The organism is Alteromonas sp. AMM-1 (assembly GCF_047290655.1).
GTDB classification, from domain to species: domain Bacteria; phylum Pseudomonadota; class Gammaproteobacteria; order Enterobacterales; family Alteromonadaceae; genus Alteromonas; species Alteromonas mangrovi.
Genome location: NZ_JBLBUE010000051.1, coordinates 1 through 22,046, shown reverse-complemented (window position 1 = coordinate 22,046; position 22,046 = coordinate 1). Strand labels below are relative to the sequence as shown.

Sequence of the window (22,046 nt, the reverse complement as noted above, 5' to 3'; positions counted from 1 at the left end):
TGGGATCGGTTAAGCCTTTACCCTGAAAACCTTTTACCCGGGCAGCTGCAAATCGCGACCCAAGTAAAACATCTTCTCCTGCCCCTTCCATTACCCTGCCCCAGCGCTGGTCGCGGGCAATATCCACCATAGGCGCATAGGTTACATCGATACCCAGATTGGTAGTTGCCTCTACGGCACAGGCACGGGCTGTTCGCTCGGCCAGTTCGGGTTCAAAACTGGCAGCCTCGGCCAGTGGAATGGGATAAATGGTATGGTGACCATGAATAATATCGGCACCAAATATGAGCGGGATTTTTAAGCGGGTTTCTTTTACGGCGGTGGTTTGCGCATACACTACCGAGTCAATGTCTTCCGGCGATGTCATCATGCCCATTTGCCCGCTGCGGATCTGTGCCTGCTGGGCCGCGAGTAATCCGGCGGCCTGTTCCGGGGTAAAGTTAGGCGTGAACGGATTGATCTTCTGAAAATTAGGCTGCACCATTTTAGGAGACAGCACCCCATCCATATGCAGTTGCCCGGCTTTTTCGGCCAGGGTCATTTTGGCGATCAGGCTCATTAGATAACTGTCTTGCTGCCCTTGCACCTGTGATGCGCATCCGGCGATTGAGGCTACGATGGCAGTGGCAACCGAGCCCTTGAGAAATTGTCGGCGATCTACATGTAGTTCAGTTGTCTTCTTCACACTCTTTTCCTGTATTTTGACTGATAACGCCACTACTGACATTCAAGTTTGATATTGCCTGCAAGGCCAGCCATCCTCGGCGCTGTTCCTTGCTGATACACATTGGGCGCAAACCCAGGCTCGCTTTGCTGCTGATTAGCCTGGGCAATCAAGCGGTTGGCCCAGTAATTCGCTACGTTTATTTGCAATTGATTGTTACCGGCCTGAATAAAACCGCTGATGTTGATGCGATAAGGCGGTGTCCACACATACCCGGCTTGCTTGCCATTCACTAACACTTCGGCCAGGTCGCCCACGCTATCGGCCTGTAAATACAGACCCCCGGCGCATTGCTGGTTTACGGTAAAATCACTCTGATAGTGCGCAATGCCGCTGTATCCCTGCCAGCCGATGTCGTCCAGTTCAGAAACGGGCGTAAGCGCGGCAAGTGAGAGAGCTGGTACTGTGCCGTAACGCTCATCGCCACTTAACTGCCATGGACCGGTTAAATTTTGCTGCCAGTGGGAAGCAGTCTGTGTTGGTGAATCATTACTTACGCCACTGCCATTGCCATAGCTTTCAAACAACAGGAATGTGGAATCGTGGGCCTCAAGTGCAAAACTTACCCCACCGTTCACCTGTTCTAACACGCGCTGCTCGCCGGTTACCGCATCGAGTTGCCATACCGTTGAATTCTCACCCGTTGCTTTATCAGGTAGTGAAACCGACATGTGCTGTGCTTGAGAATGAGTATTCACCACAAACAACAGCTCGCCTTGTTCAAGCGAACGGCTTTCCACCAATACCGAGTCTGGCTTAGCGCTTGTGATTTGGTATTGTGCTGACAGGTTCAGCGCCTCAATGGCTTCGCTGATAGAGGTGAGTGCAAGCGTATTCGGCAATGACCAGATGCGGCCAATCAGTGCAGCTACGTCATCCGGGGAGTCATTGAGCGACGGACTGTCTTTGGGTGGTTGTCCAACGATGATTGCGCCGGATGTAGCGAGACGCTCGATGGCTTTTAGTGAATTAAAGGTGAGGAATTCTGAATCGCCGCCCAGGAATAAAAATGCGTACTCAGTGCCTTGCCGGGTGCGTAACTTGCCTTCCGGCGTTACCGTTAACAAGGCTAGTCCGGCAGGTGATAAGTAATCATAATCGTAGCCTTGAGGTACCTGAGGCTGAGTTTCACCAAACAGGGAGGTAACCGGCGCTTCATCGCCAATAAAATAACCCAATGAGGCGCTGGGATGGCCTTGTTGCAGCAGGTACTGCGTGCGGGTTAAATATTCAATCCAGGGCTTAGCCATGCCCGCCCAGGTATTGTTGCGGTTAAAATAATGCCCCAGTAACGGCATCATGGGTTTACCCGGCGTGTAATTAACGCCGTCACTTTGGTGCACCGAGCTGTGCAGCATCAGGCGGTTGCCGCCGTGCACAAAAGCCAAATCCGCCGCGCGTTTTAGCTCTTTTGGCCCGACGGCCCATGGGTGACCAAAGGTCGTCATGGCCTCCACAGCCACAATGTTGGACCCTTTTAACGCTGCCACTGACGCCGCGCCTTTAATGTCGGCAATATAGGTAGGTTTAGGCGATTTACCCGGCTCAACATACCAGAATGCGCCCATTGGAATGCCGCCTGCCAAGCGAATATCCAAATCGTTACCCAGTTGAGGACGATGATCTTCCAGTGCTTCGGTGTAATAGGTTAACCCGTGCTCGCTGGCATAATCAGCGATAGTGCCATAATGCGCCTGCGTTAAGGTGTCGGACACATATCGGCGCAGGTCATACAGGAATTTGTCAGTTTCTTCGGCAGTTCCCACTACCTCGCCGCTCAGCGCCGGTAAAAACGCTACCGGATCGTAGTGCAACACCGCACTTAACTCATCGAGCATTGCTGCACTGGCATTTTGTGGCCCGGACTCAATAGAATCACTCAAAATACCCGTGATCCCGGGGAAAAATTCACCCTTGTCATTTTGGTAATACGCAAAATAGCTATCCAGATACTCACGCACTAAAGCGGCATCCAGCTTATCCACTTCCAGACCGGTAGCGTTGCTTTGCGCCGGGCCATTTTCATGGCCGGTAAGACCATAGCCCAATCGCATAATCTGCCAGTTACCCTCAGGCACCTGCCATTGTAATTCACCGGCTGAGTTAACTTTAGACGTTAAATCGATCACGCTGTCAGGCTGAATGCCTGCTTCGCTGCTAACAGGTGCTGCAAGAGAGTAATAACGCGATGCGGCGGCAAAACCTGCTTTTTCTTCGGCAGAATGGATAACTGCCCGGTGATGCAACTGCACTTCTGAAATAGCGTAATGGCTGGCATGGGCAGGAAATGGCAATTTGCTGGCGCCGGGCGCATAGCCCAATGTGTCGATAAAGCCAGGGGCTGTGTCGCGTACCAGTTGCAGTTTAAAATACTGCGCAGTTACCGCAGGATATGCGGCCGTTCGAGTGAGTGCCCGGGTTGCAGGTAATTCACTTAATAACTCACAACGGCAGGCTTGCTTGTCTTCACATACATACCAGCGTGCCACCGGCGGGTTCGGCGAGCCAAAGCCTCTGGCGCCTGGTAAGCCCAGGGTTACGCCATAGCTTGTTTGTAGGCTGCCACTGTCAAAAACCAGCGCCACATTGCCGCTTGCGTCAGTTTGAATACTTGTAGCGGGCCAAAAGGCACCGTCCGCTAACAACGAAGTTAATTCAGGGTGCGTTGGTGTGGTTAATTGAATAGCTGGCGATTCTGGTATCGGATACGCCAGCACTTTTACGTCTTTGGCAAAGTCGGCTTGCTCATGACCGCCATGCCCCATCGCGGCCAGCGGAATATCCTGATAAGGCCCGGCATGGGCGGGCAATGGCGGTAAGGTAATATTGAGTGTTTGCCCGCCTTTTACGGTGGTAACAGACCACACCCATTTTTTCATGGCCTGCTCTTGGGTTACCCATGGCCCACCGGTAGCGCTCCAACCCGGTGACGTAGTGATCACAAAGTCCATACCAAGCGATTGGGCTGTGCCCGCACTTAGCTTAACCGCATCGCGCCAGGCATCGCTGCCAAAAGTTAGCGGTTTGTCTGGCGCTGGGCCCATCCCTGCATCAAATAACTGTACGCCTGCGATACCTTGTTCAGATAGCCAGGTTAAATCGGCCACCGCCTGCTCTGGATCCACGTCGCCGTTCATCCAGTGCCACCAGGCATGGGGGCCATATTCTTTAGGCGGTGCGGCAAACTGTGCGCGCACATCGGGATTTGTTGTAACGGATGGCTTAATCGACGTGTTGTTTTGTAGCGCGATTGATGCCGGTGGCTCGTCTGAACAACCCGCAAGGATCAGCAAAACACTTAAGGCAATACGCTTCATGAAGGTAACCCTTTGTATCGGAAGTCACGAAAACGTGCCTGTCCCTTGCCACAGGCAAACAAAGCGGGCTTGAGCCCTTGTAGATCATCCACGGTATTGACATTATAGCCAGACACCTCGCTGCGTAATCCGTGACGTTGCCAGTCAATACCATCGGTACTGTAATAAAAGCTAACGATATGGCGATCATTCACAATTTTCAGATGCAACGTGTTGGTGGTAGGCGCACGCTCTCGCCAGTGGCTCGACTTTCCGCCCCGGTAAGTCACCATGCCCTGCTTGCTGTGGCCCATACCAATAAATAAGCGACTATTGTAAAACAGCAATAACCCCGCTTCAGTATCAACATCGATATCCACTACTACAGAAATTTCGTAGGCGTGATCGCCCACGGTTTGCACCAATGGCGCACTGTCGGCGGGTGACGAGCCCGAGGCCTCAAGAGTCAGGGTTTTGTTATTCAAAGAAAGGCGCTGTTGCTCGTTGGCACTGGCACCGAAAAACACCCAGCGGGTTCCTAATAATAATTCACTGAAATCATCAGCATGGGAGAAACCGTGGGGGCGAGACGTTGTACCTGCGGCCAACGGTAACGGTAAAGGAGCAGATAGATCGCCGCCTAATGCCACGGGCCAGTCGTTTTCATCCCAGGTCATAGGTTCAATCAGCGTTTGTCGGCCTAAAGAGCGATACCCGTTTTCGTAGCCGTGGTATACCATGTACCACTTATTGGGATTGCCTTCCGGGCCAGGTACCATAGTGGCGTGGCCGCGTGACCACCAGTATTCCTGCTCACTTTCGGTACGCACAATAGGATTGTGCGGGCAGTTTTCCCATGGACCTTGAACAGACGTAGAGCGCGCAACAATCACCATGTGCCCGGTGGCAGGCCCCGCCGTGCCGCCTACTGCCGACACCAGATAAAAGTAGTCGTTACGTTTAAACAGCTTGGGGCCTTCCAGCGCATAGGCTTCGGTGATCCATTCATCAGGATACTGCCAGCCGTCGTAGGCATGGTGAACCTCACCGACAGTAGAAAGACCATCATCGCTCAGTTGAATGCGCTTAACACCCGACAAAAACAAATACCGCTTACCGTCTTCGCCTACTATGTGGCCAGGGTCAATATAACCGCCAATGTTTAAATCCACCGGCTCACTCCATGGCCCTTCAATGTTGTCAGCATGGATCACCATAATATTGGCGAAGCTCTTGAGAGGCGGTGACCACGGCGCTTTCATAAACGGAATATAGATGTAATAACGGCCGTTGTGTTTTACCAAATCCATGGCGAACACAATGCCCAGCGGTTTGGCGAGCGCAGGCCCTACCGGCTGCCAATTCACCAAATCCTTGGAGTGCCAGATTAAAATACCCGGCGCGGCATCAAAGGATGAGTGGGTCATGTAATAATCGTCACCATCTTTTAAAATAGTGGGATCAGGGTAATCGCCAGCCAATACCGGGTTGAGAAACGTCCCGTTTTGTAAATCTGCCCGGCGGTGCCCTTCTGCGCTTATCGCCCAGTTTTTGGGATTTACCTTTCTCACTGTTTCCGAGGCCATGGAAGCACCCGCCACCAGCCCCCCTGACAGTGCCAAAAACTGCCTGCGATTTACACTCATTGTGTTCTCCGACAATAATAATAGAACAAGAATACTATTATTTATTACAATGAATTAACAATCAATAATGTAGATAACTTCTAGATAAAAGATTAATACCCCTTCAGTTTTAAATACGGTAAATTTATGTTTTTTGATGATTTTTTTTAATTTTAAATAGAATTTAATGAATTACAGATGATTTTTATTAAACAATATGTTGCGAAATGACACACATTCAGATTAGAATCAAAAAACCAATTAAATTTACATTTTTATAACCAAACAGTCGCCTGGGCCAATTTTACGGTCGTTAGTGACTCGTCTGCATAAGCGCCAGGACATAAAATAGCGCACCCAAGGTGCCTAGTTATGTGTTCTGAAAAGAAGCGTGAATCCTGCTTACCCCGTCGTGAAGTGATTGCCTACGGTTTAGGTGATGTATCAGCCAGTTTGGTGTGGAATGCCGTAAGCGCCTTCGCACTACTGTTTTATACCGATGTGGCACTGTTGCCTGCTGCCGCCATTGGCACATTATTCTTTGTTTCCCGTATTGTTGATGCCTTTTTTGATGTGGGCATTGGGCTGGCTGTCGATCGCACCCTGTCGCGCTGGGGCCGCGCCCGGCCCTATTTGTTATTCGGCGCGCTGCCATTTGGTGTTTTCGGTGTACTCACCTTCTACGTGCCTGATATTGGCAGCGATGCGCGTTTTTACTATGCGCTGATCACATATTTTGTACTGGGTTTGTTGTTGTCGGTGATCACCATTCCTTACAGCGCCATGCTGCCGATGATGAGTAACCACAGTAAAGACCGCATCGACTTAAGCGCGGCCCGCTCTGTGGCTACGTCGCTGGGCGTTATTGTGGTTACTGCACTCTTTATGCCGGGCGTTGCCTACTTTGGTAATGGCGATCAGGCTCACGGTTTTTTTGTGATGGGGATTATTACCAGCATAGCGGCCACGGTATTACTGCTTTACTGCTTTGCTCTGTGTAAAGAAAGAGTGCCCGCCCCGCCTACCGAAGCGCTCAACATTAAAACCGATGTGCTTAAAATGTTTAAAAACCGCGCCTGGAATGTGGCTTCGGGTTTTGCATTGCTTAATTTTATTCGCTTTGGCGCACTGCTGTCGGTCACGCCTTATTTTGCGATTAATGTGCTTAAGCAGCCGTGGATGATTTCTGTGTTACTGCCCACCTTGTCGGGCACTTTGCTGGTTGGGGCTTTTCTGGCCCGCCCCCTGTTAAACCGCTTTGGCATCGTAAAAGCCGATACCTGGGCATTAATTGCCGGGTTTATTTGCTACGCCGCACTGCCTTTCTTTGAACAGCAGCCAGCCGTTTTCATTACCTTGTATGTGGCGTCGTCACTGTTTATCAGTATCACCATGACCTCTATTTACGCCATGGCCTCTGAAGCCGTGGACTTTCATCAGCACTGGTTTGGTACCCGTCAGGAAGGCTTACTGGCCGCTGGCGTATCGCTGGCCATAAAAATTGGTATGGCTTTTGGTACCGCGGGCGTTGCCTACGCCCTGGCCTGGGGAAATTACGATCCTTCTGCGGTATCAGACTCTGCCGCGCAGGCTATATCACTGGTTTACTACGCCTTGCCCCTTGTCATTTTTGCCCTGCAAGGCGTGCTTATTCAGTGCTACCCCGCATCAACATTATTATCTAACACGCACCGTTAAACAGGAGACATCATGAAACTCACCGCGTGCATCGAATGGTTATTCGAAGACGAAACAAACGATTTTGCCGAGCGCATTTACAAGGCAAAAGAAGCTGGCCTGGCTGGTGTGGAATTCCACTTATGGCGAGATAAACCCATCGCCGAGATTAAAAAGGCGCTTAATAAAACCGGTATTACCCTTACCAGCTTTTGTGTTGATCCCCGCCGCAGCATTGTAGATGAATCACAACTGGATGAATTTGTTACTGCGGTAACCGAGTCAGCCGCTGTGGCAAACGAACTTAACTGTAAACAAATGATCATCGCCTCGGGATTTTTACTGCCTGACACCAGCCCGGAACAGCACTTTGAGTTTGCCCTGCGCGCCCTCAAACTGGCGGCAGAAATTGGTGAGCGAACTGGCGTTACCTTGTTGCTGGAGCCCATTAATACCCGGGTCGATCACCCCGGCATGTACCTCGACAGCAACAAAGTCGGGCTGGATCTGGTTGAGGCAGTTAACAGCCCTAACCTGCGCTTACTGTACGACGCCTATCATTCCATAGTGATGGGCGAAGACATTGAAACCATTATTGCGGGTCGTACCCAGTGGGTGGCACATATCCAGGTAGCCGATATGCCAGGGCGCGGCGCACCAGGTACTGGCAGTGTGAACTGGCCAGCAGTTGTGCACATGCTGGAAACTGAACAATACGACGGCTGGGTTGGGCTGGAATATAAACTTAACGACCTAACCACCCGTGAAGCCATTCGCACAAGTCGCGCGACGTTAGCTATTTCGGAATGAGGAATATAAGTATGTTTACACTCTCAAGTAACCTTGAATATATGTTTAAAGAAGCCGGCGATAAACTGGAAGATCGCATCGAAGCGGCAGCGCAGGCGGGCATCACTCACGTTGAGATTTTTTCCATGGAAGGGCGCGACCTGCAAGCCGTAGCTAACGCGCTTTCAACTCATAATGTCACCTTGCAAAGTATGTTAGTTGATCCGCGTACCATGCTGGTACTGCGTGATACCCACGAGCAATTTCTGGCAAATGTAAGGGCCACCGCCGAGCAAGCCATTGCCTTAGGCTGCAAACACCTGGTGTGCGGCTCTGGTACAGGCGCGCCTTTTTTACCGCGCGCGGCCTCACTGGATATTGTGTGTGAAGCCATAGATAAAGCGGCCGATATTGCCAAAGAAAAAGGACTTACCTTGCTGCTCGAAGCGGTAAATACCCGGGTGGATCATCCAGGGGTGTTTTTTAGTAATACCTCAGATACCTTTTATATTGCCAACAAGCTTAACCGTCCTGAAGTCAAAGTACTTTACGACCTTTATCACTCTGCGGCTGAAAACGAGGACGTGGTGTCAACGCTGCATACCATTGCCGGGCAAATTGGCCATATCCAGATAGCTGACTTTCCGGGGCGCGGCGAGCCGGGTGCTGGCGAGCTTAACTGGCCGGAACTGCTGAAGCAGATAAGCAATACCGGCTACAGCGGCCCCATCGGCGTAGAGTGCTACCCCACGAAAGCCAGCACGGTTGAAGCGCTGTCTTACATTCGCTCGCTCACTCAGTAATCTCAACCCGGCGCAGTGTCGCCGGGCTAATACAGAACAACACAGGACAACATTATGTCTGCATTTCACTATGCTATTAGCCTGGATATGATCAACCGTCATTATTCAGAGCCTAACCGCAATCGTTATGAATCAAAGTACTACTGGGAAGAACTGTACACGCTGATCGCCGCAGCCGGCTTTAACCGCATTGAAATTCCCTATGAGCCCGTGTGGCAATTTGGTGGCCGCAGCGGCGTGCCCATGACCCAGTATTCCATTAATACCAAATATGGCGATGCCAAACAGTACAAAGCTTTTCTTGCCGATGCCGGTATTGACGCGGTAAGCGCCATCAGTTTTGACGCCAATTTGTTTGTGCGCAACAACCAGCTTGGCTTCTATTTTGGCGCCAGTGGCCACTTTGCCAGTCAGGCCATTGAATTTGCAGGGGAACTGGAAGCGGAATGCCTGGTGCTATCACCCACAGCCTATGCTGGCCGATTACAGCATTACCATCCCAATCTGAATGTAGATGACGCCTCTTTTATTGAGCAGACCCGCGAGCTTATTAGCAATCTCGCCAGCAAAGCCCAGGCCGCTGGCGTGAAGCTGGCCTTACGCCCTGAATACTGGAGTTTGTTGTCGCTTGAAACACTCACCCATTTAGTTGCCGAATCCGACAACCACGTGGGCATTGCCCTTAACACTGCGCACTTGCAACTTGCTGGCGCTGATACCACCGCCTTTATTGCCGATAATGCTGCACGTATCAGTTACATCCAGCTAGCTGACACCCAATTAAACGACTGTGCGTCGTTCAGGCACGCCGCCAATCCGGCATTCCCACCCGCGCAGGCCACTCAGGTTTTCAGTGATGTGGGTTGTGGTGAAGTGCCACTTACTCAGGCAATGCAATCGCTGCAACAGGCAGGCTACAACGGACAAGTGAGTTTGTGTAACCACCAGACTCGCGACCCAATGCGCGCCCTGTTGCGCAACCGCCGTTTTGTAAACCAACTTGCCACCCAGTTAACCGGAGCCTGATCATGCAGAATATTCGTTATGCCTATATGAATCACTGGAAGAATATTCCGTACAAGTCTATTGCTAATTTTCGCGATTTTTACTATCAGGATAAATCCAATACCGCTTACTACAGCGACTGGGATAACCTGCTGAAATATCAAAAAGCTCTGGGCTTTGACGGTATCGAAGTCGCCCCCTGGGATCTGGCTGACATTTTACCCTTGTTTGGCTCGGCAGACGCATTCAGACAGTTTGCTCAAGAGCGTGGCGTTGCTATTACCGGTATGTTTCACGGTGCCCACGCCAGCCATGACAAAGCCAAGTTTGATGAAGTCTTGCAGGCAGGAAAACAAGCGGTAGATACGATTGCCGGTTTTGGTGGCACGCAAATGAACACCTGCCCAACCGACAACTACTGCGGCATTGGCCCGCTATCCAGGGAAGAAGTAGCTCAATGCGCGAAGGTGATGAACGAGATAGGCCGTTATGCCACGGATCATGGCATTAAACTGGGATTACACAACGAGTTCTTCTGTGGCATTAACTTAAGTGATCACCGCGAATTCATTGAGTTAACCGACCCGCGCTTTGTTCACTATTGTATTGATACCGCACAAATTTCGATTATGGGTGAGGACTTACTGGATTTCTACGATACCTATGCCGAGCGTATCAGTGGATTCCATTTAAAAGACACGGCCGACATTAATCAACCTGACAGTATTCGATTTTCCCGCGATCCGGAAATTCAGGACGACGGCAAACGCTGGTTCTGGGAATTAGGCCAGGGCGTACTGGACTTCCCCGCACTTTACGAACTGCTTAAAAAGCATCAGTACAAGGGCTGGATCACACTGGAAACCGACGGTTCACCCGACTACCTGGCATCTATGGCCATGTGCAGGTATTACATTGATAAAGAATTAAACCCGATATACCGCTAACACCTTCAATGACGCAATCAGGCCTGCTTAATGTCGTAGGCCTGTTGCGCAGCAAACACATCATCCATGTGGCGCTCTGCCCAGTGCGCCAATCCTGCTACGGCATCGGTTAAGGTGCTGCCAAGCGGGGTGAGCGCGTACTCAACCGTAACCGGCACCGTAGCAAATGCCTTGCGCGACACCAGGCCATCGCGTTCGAGCTTTTTAAGGGTTTGCGACAGCACCTTTTGAGACACGCCCTTAATTATTTTGCGCAACTGATTAAACCGCATCGGCTCATGTTGCAGGCAATCCAGTACCAATAACGACCATTTATCGGCAATGCGATTTAACACCGCCCGGGTCGGACATTTATCTTCATATACATCAAAGGGATGCTGCATAACCTACTCCAACGGTTACCCACAGGTAACTTTGTCACAAAAAAGTGCCTTCTTCCGCTTACTCTCTCACAGGTTTATATTATTTACAAGGTTTCCAAAAGATACCAAATACCATTTAGTTTACATACATTGTTAAATCTGGAGATTTATTATGAAAAAGATTGCTGTTTTGGGTGCCAATGGCACCGTTGGTCAACATATTGTTCCCGCGTTAGTGGCCGCAGGCCACACTGTTTTTGCTGCCAGCCGTTCAGGCAAAGCCGTAGAAGGAGTAACCGGTGTGGCGGTGGACTATGACTCACCAGCGTCATTCGATACACTGTTTAGCGCCGTTGATGTGGCTTATGTGATGCTGCCTACCGGCTATGTGGATATAGAGGCAAAGCTGCTACCTGTGGTCGCTCTGGCTGCTGAACATGGCGTAAAGGTCGTTTTTCAAAGCGTGTTTGGCGTGGATGCCGATGACAGCATTCCTTATCGCAAGGTGGAACTGGCGCTTGAAGTCAGTGGCACACCTTATGTGATCCTGCGTCCTAACTGGTTTATGGATAACTTTCATTCATTCTGGCTGGCCGGTATTCAGCACGGTGAATTGGCACTGCCTGCGGGCGATGCGCAAACCAGCTTTATTGATGCACGGGATATTGCCGACAGTGCGGTAGCCGCCCTCACCAATGATCGTTTTGATGGCAAGGCGTTTAACCTTACCGGAGGCGAGGCATTAAGTTATGCCGAGGCCATTAAGTTAATCAGCGATGCCATTGATAAACCGGTTACTTACGTTGCCAATAGTGCAGCGGCCTTCACAAATGGACTCATTAACGTGGGTGTACCTGCTGATTACGCGCATTTTCTGGCGGCGATTTTTGAGCCGGTGGCAGCAGGTTATACAGCAGCCATCAGCGGCGATGTTTTACAATTAACCGGGCACCAGCCCAGACGATTAGCGGATTATCTGGCAACCAACGCCGGCCGATTCTAACAAAGCAAAGGGAGCAACATGCTCCCTTTCATTTTTTTACACCATTTTCCGCAGTAACTGGCCAGTATTGAGTGCCAGCAACCGGTAACAACCCACTGCCCCCAGGATCCCCACTACAAGCGCACCAACAGTAGGTGCAATAACCCAATACTCCCAGTGCATAGTGGCCTCCATATCAAATACCCGGCTTTGCAACATATACAAACTGAATTCGTTGGCCATGGCGGCCATTAAACCGGCTACGGTGCCAATGATCAAAAACTCGTTGATCACACTGAAGCGAATTAGTGTGCCTTTCGCTCCCAATGTACGCAGAATGGCAAGCTCTTGCTGTCGCTCATCCATACTGGCCTGCACCTGGGCAAACAACACCAATGAACCTGCCACCAGTACCAATACCAAAATAAACTCTACCGCCAGTGACACCTGGTCGATAATTTCGCGTACCTGATTAATCCGGGCATCCACATCGAACATAGTGACAGACGCAAAGGGCTGCATCAGCGCGGTTATTTCTGACTTGCGTTCGCTATCTAAATGGAAGCTGGTGATGTAAGTAGCGCTAAACTCCTGCATTGCTGACGGGTGAATAACAAAGAAGAAATTGGGTTGCATGGTTTGCCAGTTTACTTCGCGAATACTGGTTACTTTGGTGACCACAATTTCACTACCCACGTTGAATGTGAGAGTGTCGCCTAAGGCAATTTTTAATCGTTCGGCCACACCTTGTTCCACTGATACAGGATACAGAGGCGATTCCCCTTCAGGTGTCCAGTTGGCATGCCAGCTACCTTGCACCACTTTGTTTTCGTGCTGTAGCACATCGCTCCAGGTTAAATTGGCCTCGCGCCCTAATCCTCTGCGCCCTTCCGTCGCTTCTGGATCCTCTTCTTTGGTCACTTCGGTATTCACACGCTCGTCATTCACCGCCACAAAGCGACCACGTATAACCGGGTAAAACGCCTCAATATTCACGCCATTATCAGCAAAGTGCTGTTCTAAAGCCGGCTTTTGCTGTTCGGTGATATTAATTAGGAAGTAGTTTGGAGTATTTTCCGGTAACTGCGCACGCCACTGGGCAACCATATCGTTGCGCATCACTAACACCACCAGCAACAGCATAATCGTGATAGAAAAGCTGATTAGCTGAACACTGTTGTCCATTGCGCGGCGGCGAATTCGTGCCCAGGCCAATTGCCATGCGCCCATACTGCCATTACCAAGCTTACGACCAAGAGCAATCAAACCAAAGGTTACCAGTACCAGTGCGCCTACTAACAATGCACCAGATGCAAACAGGATGGCGCTGATTTCAATATCGCGACTGTATACCCACATTAACAGGAAAATAGCACCACCAGACACGCCAAATTGCAGCCCTTTTGAACTCATGCTAGCGCCCATGTCGCGGCGTAATACGCGCAGTGGCGGTACAGAGAACAGTCTTAAAAGTGGATAAAGTGAGAACAAAACCGCACAAATGGTACCAGTAAGCACGGCAATAAACACCGGTCGCCAATGCCAGACATCCAGCGAAACATCAATCTGTCCGGCAAGGGCAGTAACCACCAGTTGCTGAATGATCACACCCGCAATGATGCCGATGACAATGCCTAATACCGTTATGAACATCACCTGCAGAATATAGACTCTGCGGATGAGTTGTTTGCTGGCCCCCAGGGTTTTAAAAATAGCAACCGGATCAAAATGACGCTGACTGTAACGCTGCGCAGCCACTGCAATTGCCACTGCCGCCAACACTATCGCCAACAGGCTGGCCAGCAGGAAATAGCGCTCGGCTCGGGCAATCGAACGCCCAATAGCCGATTCATCGTCGCCCACGGTTTGCCAGCGATGTAACTCGTCATCCAGTTGCGGACGCAACCAGTCATAATAACTCTCGATGACTGAGGTATCACCCGCAAAATAAGCTTTGTATACCACCCGACTACCCGGGCCGGTAACGTTGGTTTTCTCAATATCTTCCAGCGCGATCAACGCCATCGGGTCGGTATTGAACACACTGAATCCCTGATCAGGAATTTCGCTGAGTACACGGGTAACGGTAAATTCACTGTCGCCTACGTAAACGGTACCGCCAAGTTTTACGTCAAGTAGCTGGAATAGCCGCGAGTCGATCCAGATTTCACCCGGTGCCGGGCGCTGCTGTGTAATCGATGGCGTACCAAATGGCTCATTTGCCACTTTAATGTCGCCTTTTAGCGGATAGCCATTACCCACTGCTCGCAAATCCACCAGCGACATTTGCTGCTCGCCAAACGCCATAGAACGGGTACTGACTTGTTCTGCGGTTTCCAGCCCCCTATTGCTAGCTTCGGTTAACCACTCTGGTGCGATAGGATCGGCAGCCCTGAGCTGGCTGTCGGCTGCAATAAACTGAGAAGAGCGCTCTACCAACGCGCCTTGTAATCGTTCACTGAATAACGATAGCGACAGTACAGCCGCCACCGACAAAATAATCGCAAATAAAATAATTGTAAGTTCGCCGCGTCTGGCTTCGTGTTTAAACAGCCGCCACGCAAGATTTGTCACCATTACCGGCTCCCTTCACCTGCTGAGGCTAAAAACGGCTTAACATTGCGTTGTGCGGTAATTTCGGTAAGTTCACCCGCCTGCATGCGCAACTGCCTGTCACATTTTGAGGCCAGCGTGTTGTCGTGGGTAACTAACACAAGTGTCGTGCCCACTTCGCGGTTTAACTCGAATAACAAATCTTCAATTTTTTCGCTGTTGGCGGCATCCAGATTACCGGTAGGCTCATCAGCAAACAGTATTTTGGGCTTTCCGATGAACGCCCGGGCAATGGCCACACGCTGCTGTTCACCGCCAGACAACTGATTGGGATAGTGATGTGCGCGATGGCTTAAACCCACTTGTTCCAAAATATCCTGCGCACGCTTTTTGGGATCAGATAGCCCGACTATTTCGGCCGGCAACATTACGTTTTCTATAGCGGTAAGGCTTTGCACCAGCATAAAGCTCTGGAAGATAAATCCAACCTTAGCACCGCGCAACTGCGCGCGCTGTTCTTCATCCATGGTATGCAGTGGCGCATCTTCCAGATAGATTTCACCCGCACTCACTTCATCCAGCCCTGCTAGCAGGCTGAGCAAGGTAGATTTACCGGAACCCGACGCCCCTACAATGGCAATCGACTCGCCCGGCTTGACTTGAAATGAAATTGGCTGAAGGATCTGTAACGAACCTTCACTCGTAGTTACGGTCTTAGTAATGTTTTTAGTTTCAATCATACAGGAGTAATCGTTGTCGTGTTTCGAAATGCTCTCATTGGCCTGATCGCGTCATGCAAACAGGTAACAAAGCTCGTACTAGTAATACCACTGTTAGTGTATTCAGATCACCTGTTAGCAGCAGATGACAGCTCAACCGACACGTCTGTCGGACAAACTGCAGATATTAAGTTACTGATCCTGGGTGATAGCCTAAGTGCCGGGTATGGGTTATTGCAAGCACAAAGCTGGGTTAGTTTGTTACAAAATATCTGGCTCGACGAGAATCGTAGGGTCGAAGTGATAAATGCTGCGATTAGCGGCGAAACGACAGATGGTGGTCTGGCAAGACTGCCAAGGCTACTTAATCAGCACACGCCAACGCACGTGCTTATCGAGCTGGGTGGCAACGATGGGCTGCAAGGACACAACGTAACGAAACTGCAGGAAAACCTGTCCAGCATGATTGAGCTGGTAAAAGCCGATGGCGCCGTTGTGTATTTACAGGATATGGAAATTCCAACCAACTACGGCCGCCGTTACAACCAGATGTTTGGAGATTCGTTTGACCAGGTCGCTGCGCAACAGGCCGTTACACTTATTCCCTTCTTTATGCAGGAGATCGCCCTGAATGACGAACTGATGCAGCGCGATGGCATTCATCCCAATGAAAAAGGTCAGCCGTTAATTGCCGAATTTATGCACAAACAGTTAACGCCGTTGTTATTTTCAAACGGGAAATAGTGGTTATCGTATTTGTATGTATTTTGCCCGGTACACTATACTGGTTAAAAGCTACTTACCACTCAGTTAATACATGGGGATATTATGGAAATCAGCCAGTCGTCTTCTGCTCAGGTTTCGCCTCAGCCAGCGCCGGTTCGCAACGAACAACCCGCGCCGCCTGAACCTCAGCGTCAGGCTTCGTTAGAAGCAAGCCGTGAACCTGCACCGGCTCCAGAACCCAGACCTGCGCCTACGGGAAATGTGGGTCAAAATGTGGATACCTACGCCTGAATGAGCAATAACCGGGGCTCATACCCGGCTGTGTTGCAGGTACTTTGACTCAAATTGTGCCAAAGGAATAGGTTTGCTGTAGTAGTACCCCTGAACCCATGTACAGCCGAGTTGTTGCAGCTGGGCTTCCTGCATCTGTGTTTCAACACCTTCTGCCACTACCCTCATGCCAAAGTTAGCGGCCAGATCAATAATGGATTTCACCACTGCGCCTTGCGTATCTGTATTTAATTTGCCGGTGAATTCGCGATCTATTTTCAATTTATCGATAGGTAATTTATCCAGATAGGCTAACGACGAATAGCCCGTACCAAAGTCGTCAATGGCCACAGAGAAACCGGCCTCCCTGAGAGATTGCAGGATATTCCTGGCCGACTGAAAATTCTCAATAATGGCACTTTCTACAATTTCCAGCTCAACTCTGCTGGCGTCAACCTTATGTTGTCGCGCAGCGGCATTCATGGCATCTACCAGCTCAAAGTCGGATAAATCAAGGGCTGACACGTTAAACGACAAAAACAAATCGTGTCCTTGCGATTGCCAGCGCTCCACAATGGAGAAGACTTCTTTAACTAACCACTTAGTGACATAGCGAATAGACCGGGTTTGCTCAGCAATTTGAATAAAGTCAGCCGGAGTTAAAAATCCTTTAACCGGATGGTTCCAGCGCAACAATGCCTCTGCACCAATGATGCGCTGATGTTTAATATCGAATTGTGGCTGCAGAAACAGTTCCAGCTCATTTTCTGCTACCGCGCGTTTTAACTCTGCCGCAATGGTTAAGCGATTATTGGCTTCAACCAGAATATCCTGTGTGTAGAACGCAAAATTTGCCCCGCCTGTTTTCTTCGACCGATACATGGCCGCATCAGCACGTACCAGCAGGTCATCTGCATTATTGGCATCCTGCGGGAATCGCGCGATACCAATAGACACCCCCACATTCACTTCATGCTCGTCGCTTAAGTAAAACGGTTTGCTTAATTCTTGTGTCAGATTACTGGCCAGCGTAACCAGTTCTGATTGCTCCCGGTAATCTTCAATCAGCAAAACAAACTCATCGCCGCCCATCCGCGCCAGAATATCGGAATGCCGTAATCGTGACGTCAATCGCTCTGTTACTTTGATAAGTAATTCATCACCGGCAATGTGCCCCAGTGAATCGTTTACCACTTTGAAGCGGTCTAAATCGAGGAACAACAGCGCGCAGGATGATTTGTTTCGCTCAGCCCGACAAACCGCATGATGTAAATGGAGTTTAAATTGCACGCGATTGGGCAACCCGGTGAGTGAGTCGTAATGTGCGAGTCGTTCGAGCTTTTCTTCCGATTGTTTTATGTGCGTAATGTCTGAAAACACGGCAACAAAGTAATTAATCTGTTCGTCGTTGTCTTTTACAACTGAGATACTCAACAGTTCCGGAAACACAGTGCCGCTTTTGCGCTTATTCCAAATTTCACCGCGCCAAAAGCCCTCAGCATTCAGTTCCTGAAACATCTTTTTGAAAAACGCAGGAGGATGAATACCCGATGACAATATACTCGGCTTCTGCCCAATAATTTCCTGTTCAGAATATCCGGTGATTGCACTGAATGCCGGATTTACCGACACGATGTGCTGGTGTGCATCTGTTACCATAATGCCTTCCAGGCTATGGTTAAACACATGCTGACTCAACTCCCAACGCGCCTGATATTCAAGTCTTTCTGTAATATCAATGATCAGCGTAAACAGAAATGGGCGCTCTGCAATTTCCACGGGAGTAGAGAACGCTTCGATATGTCTCACCGACCCATCGGCTAATTGATGTTTGCGAACAAAGCGGCTTGACGCCCGCATAAAAGCCCGCTGAATGTTGCCCTTTACGGTATCATCATCAGACTGGTCAATTTGCTGCATTCGCATACACACCAGTTCTGAGACAGGATAACCGTAATATTTTCCAGCCGCTTCGTTAGCATCAATAATATTGCCTTGTTCATCCAGAATGAGCATAACAACAGCATGAGAAGAGAAGAACTGCCGGAATTTTTCTTCCGAACGCCGTAACGCCTGAAACGATTGCAAGTGCAGGCTCCGGTTATTTTGACGAAGCTGAGCAACATAAAACGCGATTAACGTAAGCAATGTGGCTATGAACCAAAAAATCGGGTGAAAATGCGTACCTGTCCAGCCATCGGCGGGCTCGGCTTCTATGAACCATTCACCGTAAGGAAGTTTAACCGGCAACGAAACCGGCTCAACAAGGCCTGCACCAGCGGAACTAGCAAAAATGGCTGTTGTATTGCCGTTATCGGTGCTCTTATTAAGCACAACATTCAGTGACGCGTCTTTTGACAACCCCGCGCCCTCAATCACTTTTTCGTAATCCAGCACCACAGAGATAACGCCCCAGGTCTCATCCCCCACAAAAACAGGTAATCTGGCAATCAGCCCAACGCCGCCCTGTACAAGTTCAACAGGCCCATCCAGAATGGTTTTGCGCACAGCAATGGCTTTGAAAACCGACTCGCGTTGTGCGGGAATGTCGCGATAATCAATACCCAGCGCTTTTTGATTGCCTTCTACGGGGTAAATCATACGCACAACAAAGTCTCTTGCTCCGCCAATATTGATAATACTGTTGCGTTGTGCAAGTAATCCACTCACAAACTGAGAGAACTCTTTTTGACTGAGATTGGGATTTAATGCGACGTAGGCCGAAACCCCACGCATAAGTTCAACGTTGGTGTAGAGTTCAAATTCAAGGTTGGCGCGCAAGGAAGCCAGACGTTGGGTAACATCATTAATTTGCTGTTCCCGCTCCCATTTGGAAGCCAGAAAATCAGCTAGTAAAGACAACGCGACCGCAAGCAGTGAAATAATTGCGAATGCGCGCAAAGGAAACGTTTTAATAATCATCAACGGTATTTTGAATTGACTGCAACTAAAGTATCAACCACCAATGCAATTATTCAACAGGAATTTGGAAATTAATCACATTATAAGGTAGATCGCCCGTATTTTTGATGATCTGGCAAAGAATCACATTATCATTTTTAATACGTTTGTTTGTATTTGTACAAACAGAAAACGCCCCGCATAGCGCGGGGCGCAGGCTTAATGATCATCAACAATCACGGCTTATCTGATGTATTGCGACGCCCTGGGTGCGTCAGCAAATTCCTGATACCGCTGCTGAAGTTTGATTTGACGGGATGTATGTTCAACAACCTTACCATTAATCAGCACAGTTTCTGCCGCTTCGGTAACTTCCAGCGGATCACCGCTCCATATCACCAGATCCGCTCTTGCTCCTTTGCTTAAACTGCCAATAGTTTCCGACATCCCCAGAATTTTCGCAGGGTTCACGGTTAATGCAGCTAACGCAGCATCATGAGGCAATCCATGTGCTACGGCGTTGCCCGCATGCTGAGTAGCCAGACGAATATTATGCGTTTCCATGCCAATAGCCACAGTAACGCCTGCTTTATGTAGTCGCGCGGCATTTGCTAACGTAGCCCCCATCTGATCAAATCCACCAGGTAGATTAAACTCGGGGTCGATGATCACAGGTATTTTTGCAGCGGCCAGTTCATCGGCCACTCGCCAGCCTTCCATGCCTTTCACTAACACCACGTGAATAGTTGGATGACGCTGTTTAAAGGCAATAACCTGACGAATATCGGCAGCGCGATCGGCATGAATAAGCAAAGGTGCATCGCCATTTAATACCGGCTTTAAGGCTTTTACATCGAGCCGGCTGTTAATGCCGTGCCACTCTGTGGTAGCAGAAAGTGTTTTAGGTGCTTCCTGGGCCTCCACAATGGCATTCTCCAGCATTACCCAAAGCGCCGCACGTGATCCCCCGACATCATCAACCCCCGCATTGCCCACATTCACCGCTACAAAAGCCCTGGGTTTCAGTACCGGTTGCGCATCACCGCCCAGCGTAATCACCGCGCCCTGACCGTGGAACAGGTAGTCGGTTTTCGAGATTGTGGTTGCAGCAGAGGTAATCCCCTCAACCCGACTGACTGCCATTAACGTAGAATCGGGATTGACTGCATAACTTACATCATATGCGGCCCCGGTGGTCGACACTGGCAGCGCAGTAACAGCGCTGTCTACCGTACCCGCAGACATGCCCACTTCAACCAAACCCAGCTGAGTATAAGCCCCTACCAGTCCAGGCGTTACGTATTTGCCGGTAGCATCGATAACCGTGTATCCAGCGGGTACAGTAGTGCCATTGGCGACACTCACCACTTTGTGGTTATCAATCAATACTGTTGCAGACTCCAGAGTCCCTTGGGCAGTACCGGTAAACACCTTGCCACCCACAACGGCAATTTTTTCAGCCACGGCCGAGGCACTTACTGACAGGAGTGCAGCCGTTAATAATAGCGTTTTCATTTGCTGTCTCCTTCGCCTACCTGACCTAATTCAAAATCACCAACCGGCCAGGTCTGTGGATCGTTCAAATCGTAAGCCAGCCCTCCATCGATATACACTTTTTCTGCCCTGGCATAGGTAGAAAACGGATTGGCCGTCCAGAGTACTACATCGGCATTTTTGCCTGTTTCCAGTGAGCCGGTTTTATCGAAAATACCCAATGATTTCGCCGGATTGGCAGATAGCCAAACCCAGGCTTGCTCCTGAGGGATATCTATGCCGACACGACGGCCATCCGCCCAGGCTTTGGCAGCCTCCTGATTAAGGCGCTGAATACCTAAATCACTGTCTGAGTGAACAATGGCGCAAGCGCCCGCTTTGTGCACCATAGGCACGTTTTCGCGAATGCCGTCATAGGCTTCCATTTTAAAGCCCCACCAGTCTGCCCACATGGCCGAACACACGTTATTTTCGGCCAGAATGTCAGCTATTTTGTATGCTTCAACGGCGTGTTGAAACGAATAGATCTGGTAGCCAAATTCCTTCATCACATCCATCATAACGGCCATTTCATCGGCGCGATAACAATGCATATGTACGCGTATATCGCCAGACAACACACCTGCCAGGGTTTCCAGGTTCAGATCGCGTTTCGGCGCTTTGGCATCTTTACCGGCGGCGTATTCAGCCTCGTATTGATCCCACTTTCGCTGATAGTCCTGAGCATCTGCCCAGGCCTGACGATAGCCAGCTACGTTCCCCATACGAGTAGATGGGCCGCCGCGCGAACCATACACGCGTTTGGGATTTTCGCCGCAGGCCATTTTTAGCCCATATGGCGCATCAGGAAACTTCATTTCTTGCATGGTGCGATGCGGTACGTTTTTCAGTACTACTGAACGTCCGCCAAACAGATTCGCAGAACCAGGCAGAATTTGTAGCGCCGTGATCCCACCAGCCAGTGCCCGGCCAAAGCCCGGATCCTGTGGCCATACAGAATGTTCGGCCCATACGTTTGCGGTTACGGGTTTAACCACTTCATTACCGTCGGAATGAGAATGTGTTGAAGGATTGGGATAAACGCCCAGATGGCTGTGTACATCTATTATGCCGGGAGTTACCCATTTACCAGTACCATCAATGGTTTGCACGTTATCTGGTACAGACAGGTTT

Annotated in this window: 17 protein-coding genes; 8 read left to right on the top strand and 9 right to left on the bottom strand. The window is 50.0% G+C overall.

What is annotated here, in order from left to right; translation table 11 throughout:
- From ACLR2L_RS10350 to ACLR2L_RS10340, 3 genes are all read right to left on the bottom strand, one after another.
- Window positions 1-685 (bottom strand): glycoside hydrolase family 3 N-terminal domain-containing protein (locus ACLR2L_RS10350; protein ID WP_413367995.1); only part of this gene is annotated, 685 nt, incomplete at its 3' end.
- A 32-nt stretch (window positions 686-717) separates the two neighbouring features.
- Window positions 718-4,041 carry a glycosyl hydrolase gene (locus ACLR2L_RS10345; protein WP_413367993.1) on the bottom strand — a complete coding sequence of 1,108 codons (3,324 nt, stop codon included), beginning with the start codon at window positions 4,039-4,041 and terminating at the stop codon, window positions 718-720.
- Complete coding sequence (locus ACLR2L_RS10340) at window positions 4,038-5,666, bottom strand: family 43 glycosylhydrolase (RefSeq protein ID WP_413367991.1); 1,629 nt, start codon at window positions 5,664-5,666, stop codon at window positions 4,038-4,040. Before ACLR2L_RS10340 ends, ACLR2L_RS10345 begins: the two co-directional genes overlap by 4 nt.
- Before the next feature lie 351 nt (window positions 5,667-6,017).
- On the opposite strand from ACLR2L_RS10340, the gene ACLR2L_RS10335 reads away from it, so the two are divergent.
- From ACLR2L_RS10335 to ACLR2L_RS10315, 5 genes are read left to right on the top strand one after another with little or no spacing between them, the layout of a single operon-like run.
- Complete coding sequence (locus ACLR2L_RS10335; protein ID WP_413367989.1) at window positions 6,018-7,343, top strand: MFS transporter; 1,326 nt, start codon at window positions 6,018-6,020, stop codon at window positions 7,341-7,343.
- Between the two features lie 12 nt (window positions 7,344-7,355).
- Window positions 7,356-8,132, top strand: coding sequence for a TIM barrel protein (locus tag ACLR2L_RS10330; protein ID WP_413367987.1), 777 nt, complete (start codon window positions 7,356-7,358; stop codon window positions 8,130-8,132).
- An 11-nt stretch (window positions 8,133-8,143) separates the two neighbouring features.
- Entirely contained in the window at window positions 8,144-8,914 is a 771-nt protein-coding gene (locus ACLR2L_RS10325) for a TIM barrel protein (RefSeq protein WP_413367985.1), read from the top strand.
- 54 nt (window positions 8,915-8,968) lie between these two features.
- Complete coding sequence (locus ACLR2L_RS10320; RefSeq protein WP_413367983.1) at window positions 8,969-9,940, top strand: sugar phosphate isomerase/epimerase family protein; 972 nt, start codon at window positions 8,969-8,971, stop codon at window positions 9,938-9,940.
- Window positions 9,941-9,942: 2 nt separating this feature from the next.
- Window positions 9,943-10,866, top strand: coding sequence for a sugar phosphate isomerase/epimerase family protein (locus ACLR2L_RS10315; RefSeq protein WP_413367981.1), 924 nt, complete (start codon window positions 9,943-9,945; stop codon window positions 10,864-10,866).
- 17 nt (window positions 10,867-10,883) lie between these two features.
- Here ACLR2L_RS10315 and ACLR2L_RS10310 read toward each other — a convergent pair whose 3' ends face one another.
- The gene (locus tag ACLR2L_RS10310) at window positions 10,884-11,249 is read right to left on the bottom strand and encodes a winged helix-turn-helix transcriptional regulator (protein WP_140960176.1); all 366 of its coding nucleotides are present in this window, start codon (window positions 11,247-11,249) and stop codon (window positions 10,884-10,886) included.
- Window positions 11,250-11,400: 151 nt separating this feature from the next.
- On the opposite strand from ACLR2L_RS10310, the gene ACLR2L_RS10305 reads away from it, so the two are divergent.
- Window positions 11,401-12,231 (top strand): SDR family oxidoreductase, encoded by an 831-nt coding sequence (locus ACLR2L_RS10305; RefSeq protein WP_413367979.1) that lies wholly within the window; start codon window positions 11,401-11,403, stop codon window positions 12,229-12,231.
- 36 nt (window positions 12,232-12,267) lie between these two features.
- Here the strand turns inward: ACLR2L_RS10305 and ACLR2L_RS10300 are convergent, their stop codons facing one another.
- Window positions 12,268-14,787, bottom strand: a complete 2,520-nt coding sequence (locus ACLR2L_RS10300; protein ID WP_413367977.1) for an ABC transporter permease — start codon at window positions 14,785-14,787, stop codon at window positions 12,268-12,270.
- Window positions 14,787-15,503 carry an ABC transporter ATP-binding protein gene (locus tag ACLR2L_RS10295; protein ID WP_413367975.1) on the bottom strand — a complete coding sequence of 239 codons (717 nt, stop codon included), beginning with the start codon at window positions 15,501-15,503 and terminating at the stop codon, window positions 14,787-14,789. The genes ACLR2L_RS10300 and ACLR2L_RS10295 overlap by 1 nt, the downstream gene beginning before the upstream one ends.
- Window positions 15,504-15,521: 18 nt before the next feature.
- Between ACLR2L_RS10295 and ACLR2L_RS10290 the strand changes: the two genes are divergently transcribed.
- Window positions 15,522-16,226 carry an arylesterase gene (locus ACLR2L_RS10290; RefSeq protein ID WP_413367973.1) on the top strand — a complete coding sequence of 235 codons (705 nt, stop codon included), beginning with the start codon at window positions 15,522-15,524 and terminating at the stop codon, window positions 16,224-16,226.
- 84 nt (window positions 16,227-16,310) lie between these two features.
- Entirely contained in the window at window positions 16,311-16,499 is a 189-nt protein-coding gene (locus ACLR2L_RS10285) for a hypothetical protein (RefSeq protein ID WP_140960184.1), read from the top strand.
- A gap of 18 nt (window positions 16,500-16,517) precedes the next feature.
- Here ACLR2L_RS10285 and ACLR2L_RS10280 read toward each other — a convergent pair whose 3' ends face one another.
- The 3 genes from ACLR2L_RS10280 to ACLR2L_RS10270 form a co-directional block, all read right to left on the bottom strand.
- Window positions 16,518-19,400, bottom strand: coding sequence for an EAL domain-containing protein (locus ACLR2L_RS10280; protein ID WP_413367971.1), 2,883 nt, complete (start codon window positions 19,398-19,400; stop codon window positions 16,518-16,520).
- Window positions 19,401-19,622: 222 nt separating this feature from the next.
- Window positions 19,623-20,894, bottom strand: coding sequence for an amidohydrolase family protein (locus ACLR2L_RS10275; RefSeq protein ID WP_413367969.1), 1,272 nt, complete (start codon window positions 20,892-20,894; stop codon window positions 19,623-19,625).
- Window positions 20,891-22,046 (bottom strand): amidohydrolase (locus tag ACLR2L_RS10270; RefSeq protein ID WP_413367967.1); only part of this gene is annotated, 1,156 nt, incomplete at its 5' end. The genes ACLR2L_RS10270 and ACLR2L_RS10275, both read right to left, overlap by 4 nt.

Bases quoted from the DNA above. Each gene is read 5' to 3' on its own strand.
- ACLR2L_RS10340 (WP_413367991.1), bottom strand. From the start codon at position 5,666: ATGAGTGTAAATCGCAGGCAGTTTTTGGCACTGTCAGGGGGGCTGGTG.
- ACLR2L_RS10315 (WP_413367981.1), top strand. From the start codon at position 9,943: ATGCAGAATATTCGTTATGCCTATATGAATCACTGGAAGAATATTCCG.
- ACLR2L_RS10280 (WP_413367971.1), bottom strand. From the start codon at position 19,400: ATGATTATTAAAACGTTTCCTTTGCGCGCATTCGCAATTATTTCACTG.
- ACLR2L_RS10300 (WP_413367977.1), bottom strand. From the start codon at position 14,787: ATGGTGACAAATCTTGCGTGGCGGCTGTTTAAACACGAAGCCAGACGC.
- ACLR2L_RS10305 (WP_413367979.1), top strand. From the start codon at position 11,401: ATGAAAAAGATTGCTGTTTTGGGTGCCAATGGCACCGTTGGTCAACAT.
- ACLR2L_RS10275 (WP_413367969.1), bottom strand. From the start codon at position 20,894: ATGAAAACGCTATTATTAACGGCTGCACTCCTGTCAGTAAGTGCCTCG.
- ACLR2L_RS10295 (WP_413367975.1), bottom strand. From the start codon at position 15,503: ATGATTGAAACTAAAAACATTACTAAGACCGTAACTACGAGTGAAGGT.
- ACLR2L_RS10345 (WP_413367993.1), bottom strand. From the start codon at position 4,041: ATGAAGCGTATTGCCTTAAGTGTTTTGCTGATCCTTGCGGGTTGTTCA.
- ACLR2L_RS10330 (WP_413367987.1), top strand. From the start codon at position 7,356: ATGAAACTCACCGCGTGCATCGAATGGTTATTCGAAGACGAAACAAAC.
- ACLR2L_RS10320 (WP_413367983.1), top strand. From the start codon at position 8,969: ATGTCTGCATTTCACTATGCTATTAGCCTGGATATGATCAACCGTCAT.
- ACLR2L_RS10325 (WP_413367985.1), top strand. From the start codon at position 8,144: ATGTTTACACTCTCAAGTAACCTTGAATATATGTTTAAAGAAGCCGGC.
- ACLR2L_RS10285 (WP_140960184.1), top strand. From the start codon at position 16,311: ATGGAAATCAGCCAGTCGTCTTCTGCTCAGGTTTCGCCTCAGCCAGCG.
- ACLR2L_RS10310 (WP_140960176.1), bottom strand. From the start codon at position 11,249: ATGCAGCATCCCTTTGATGTATATGAAGATAAATGTCCGACCCGGGCG.
- ACLR2L_RS10335 (WP_413367989.1), top strand. From the start codon at position 6,018: ATGTGTTCTGAAAAGAAGCGTGAATCCTGCTTACCCCGTCGTGAAGTG.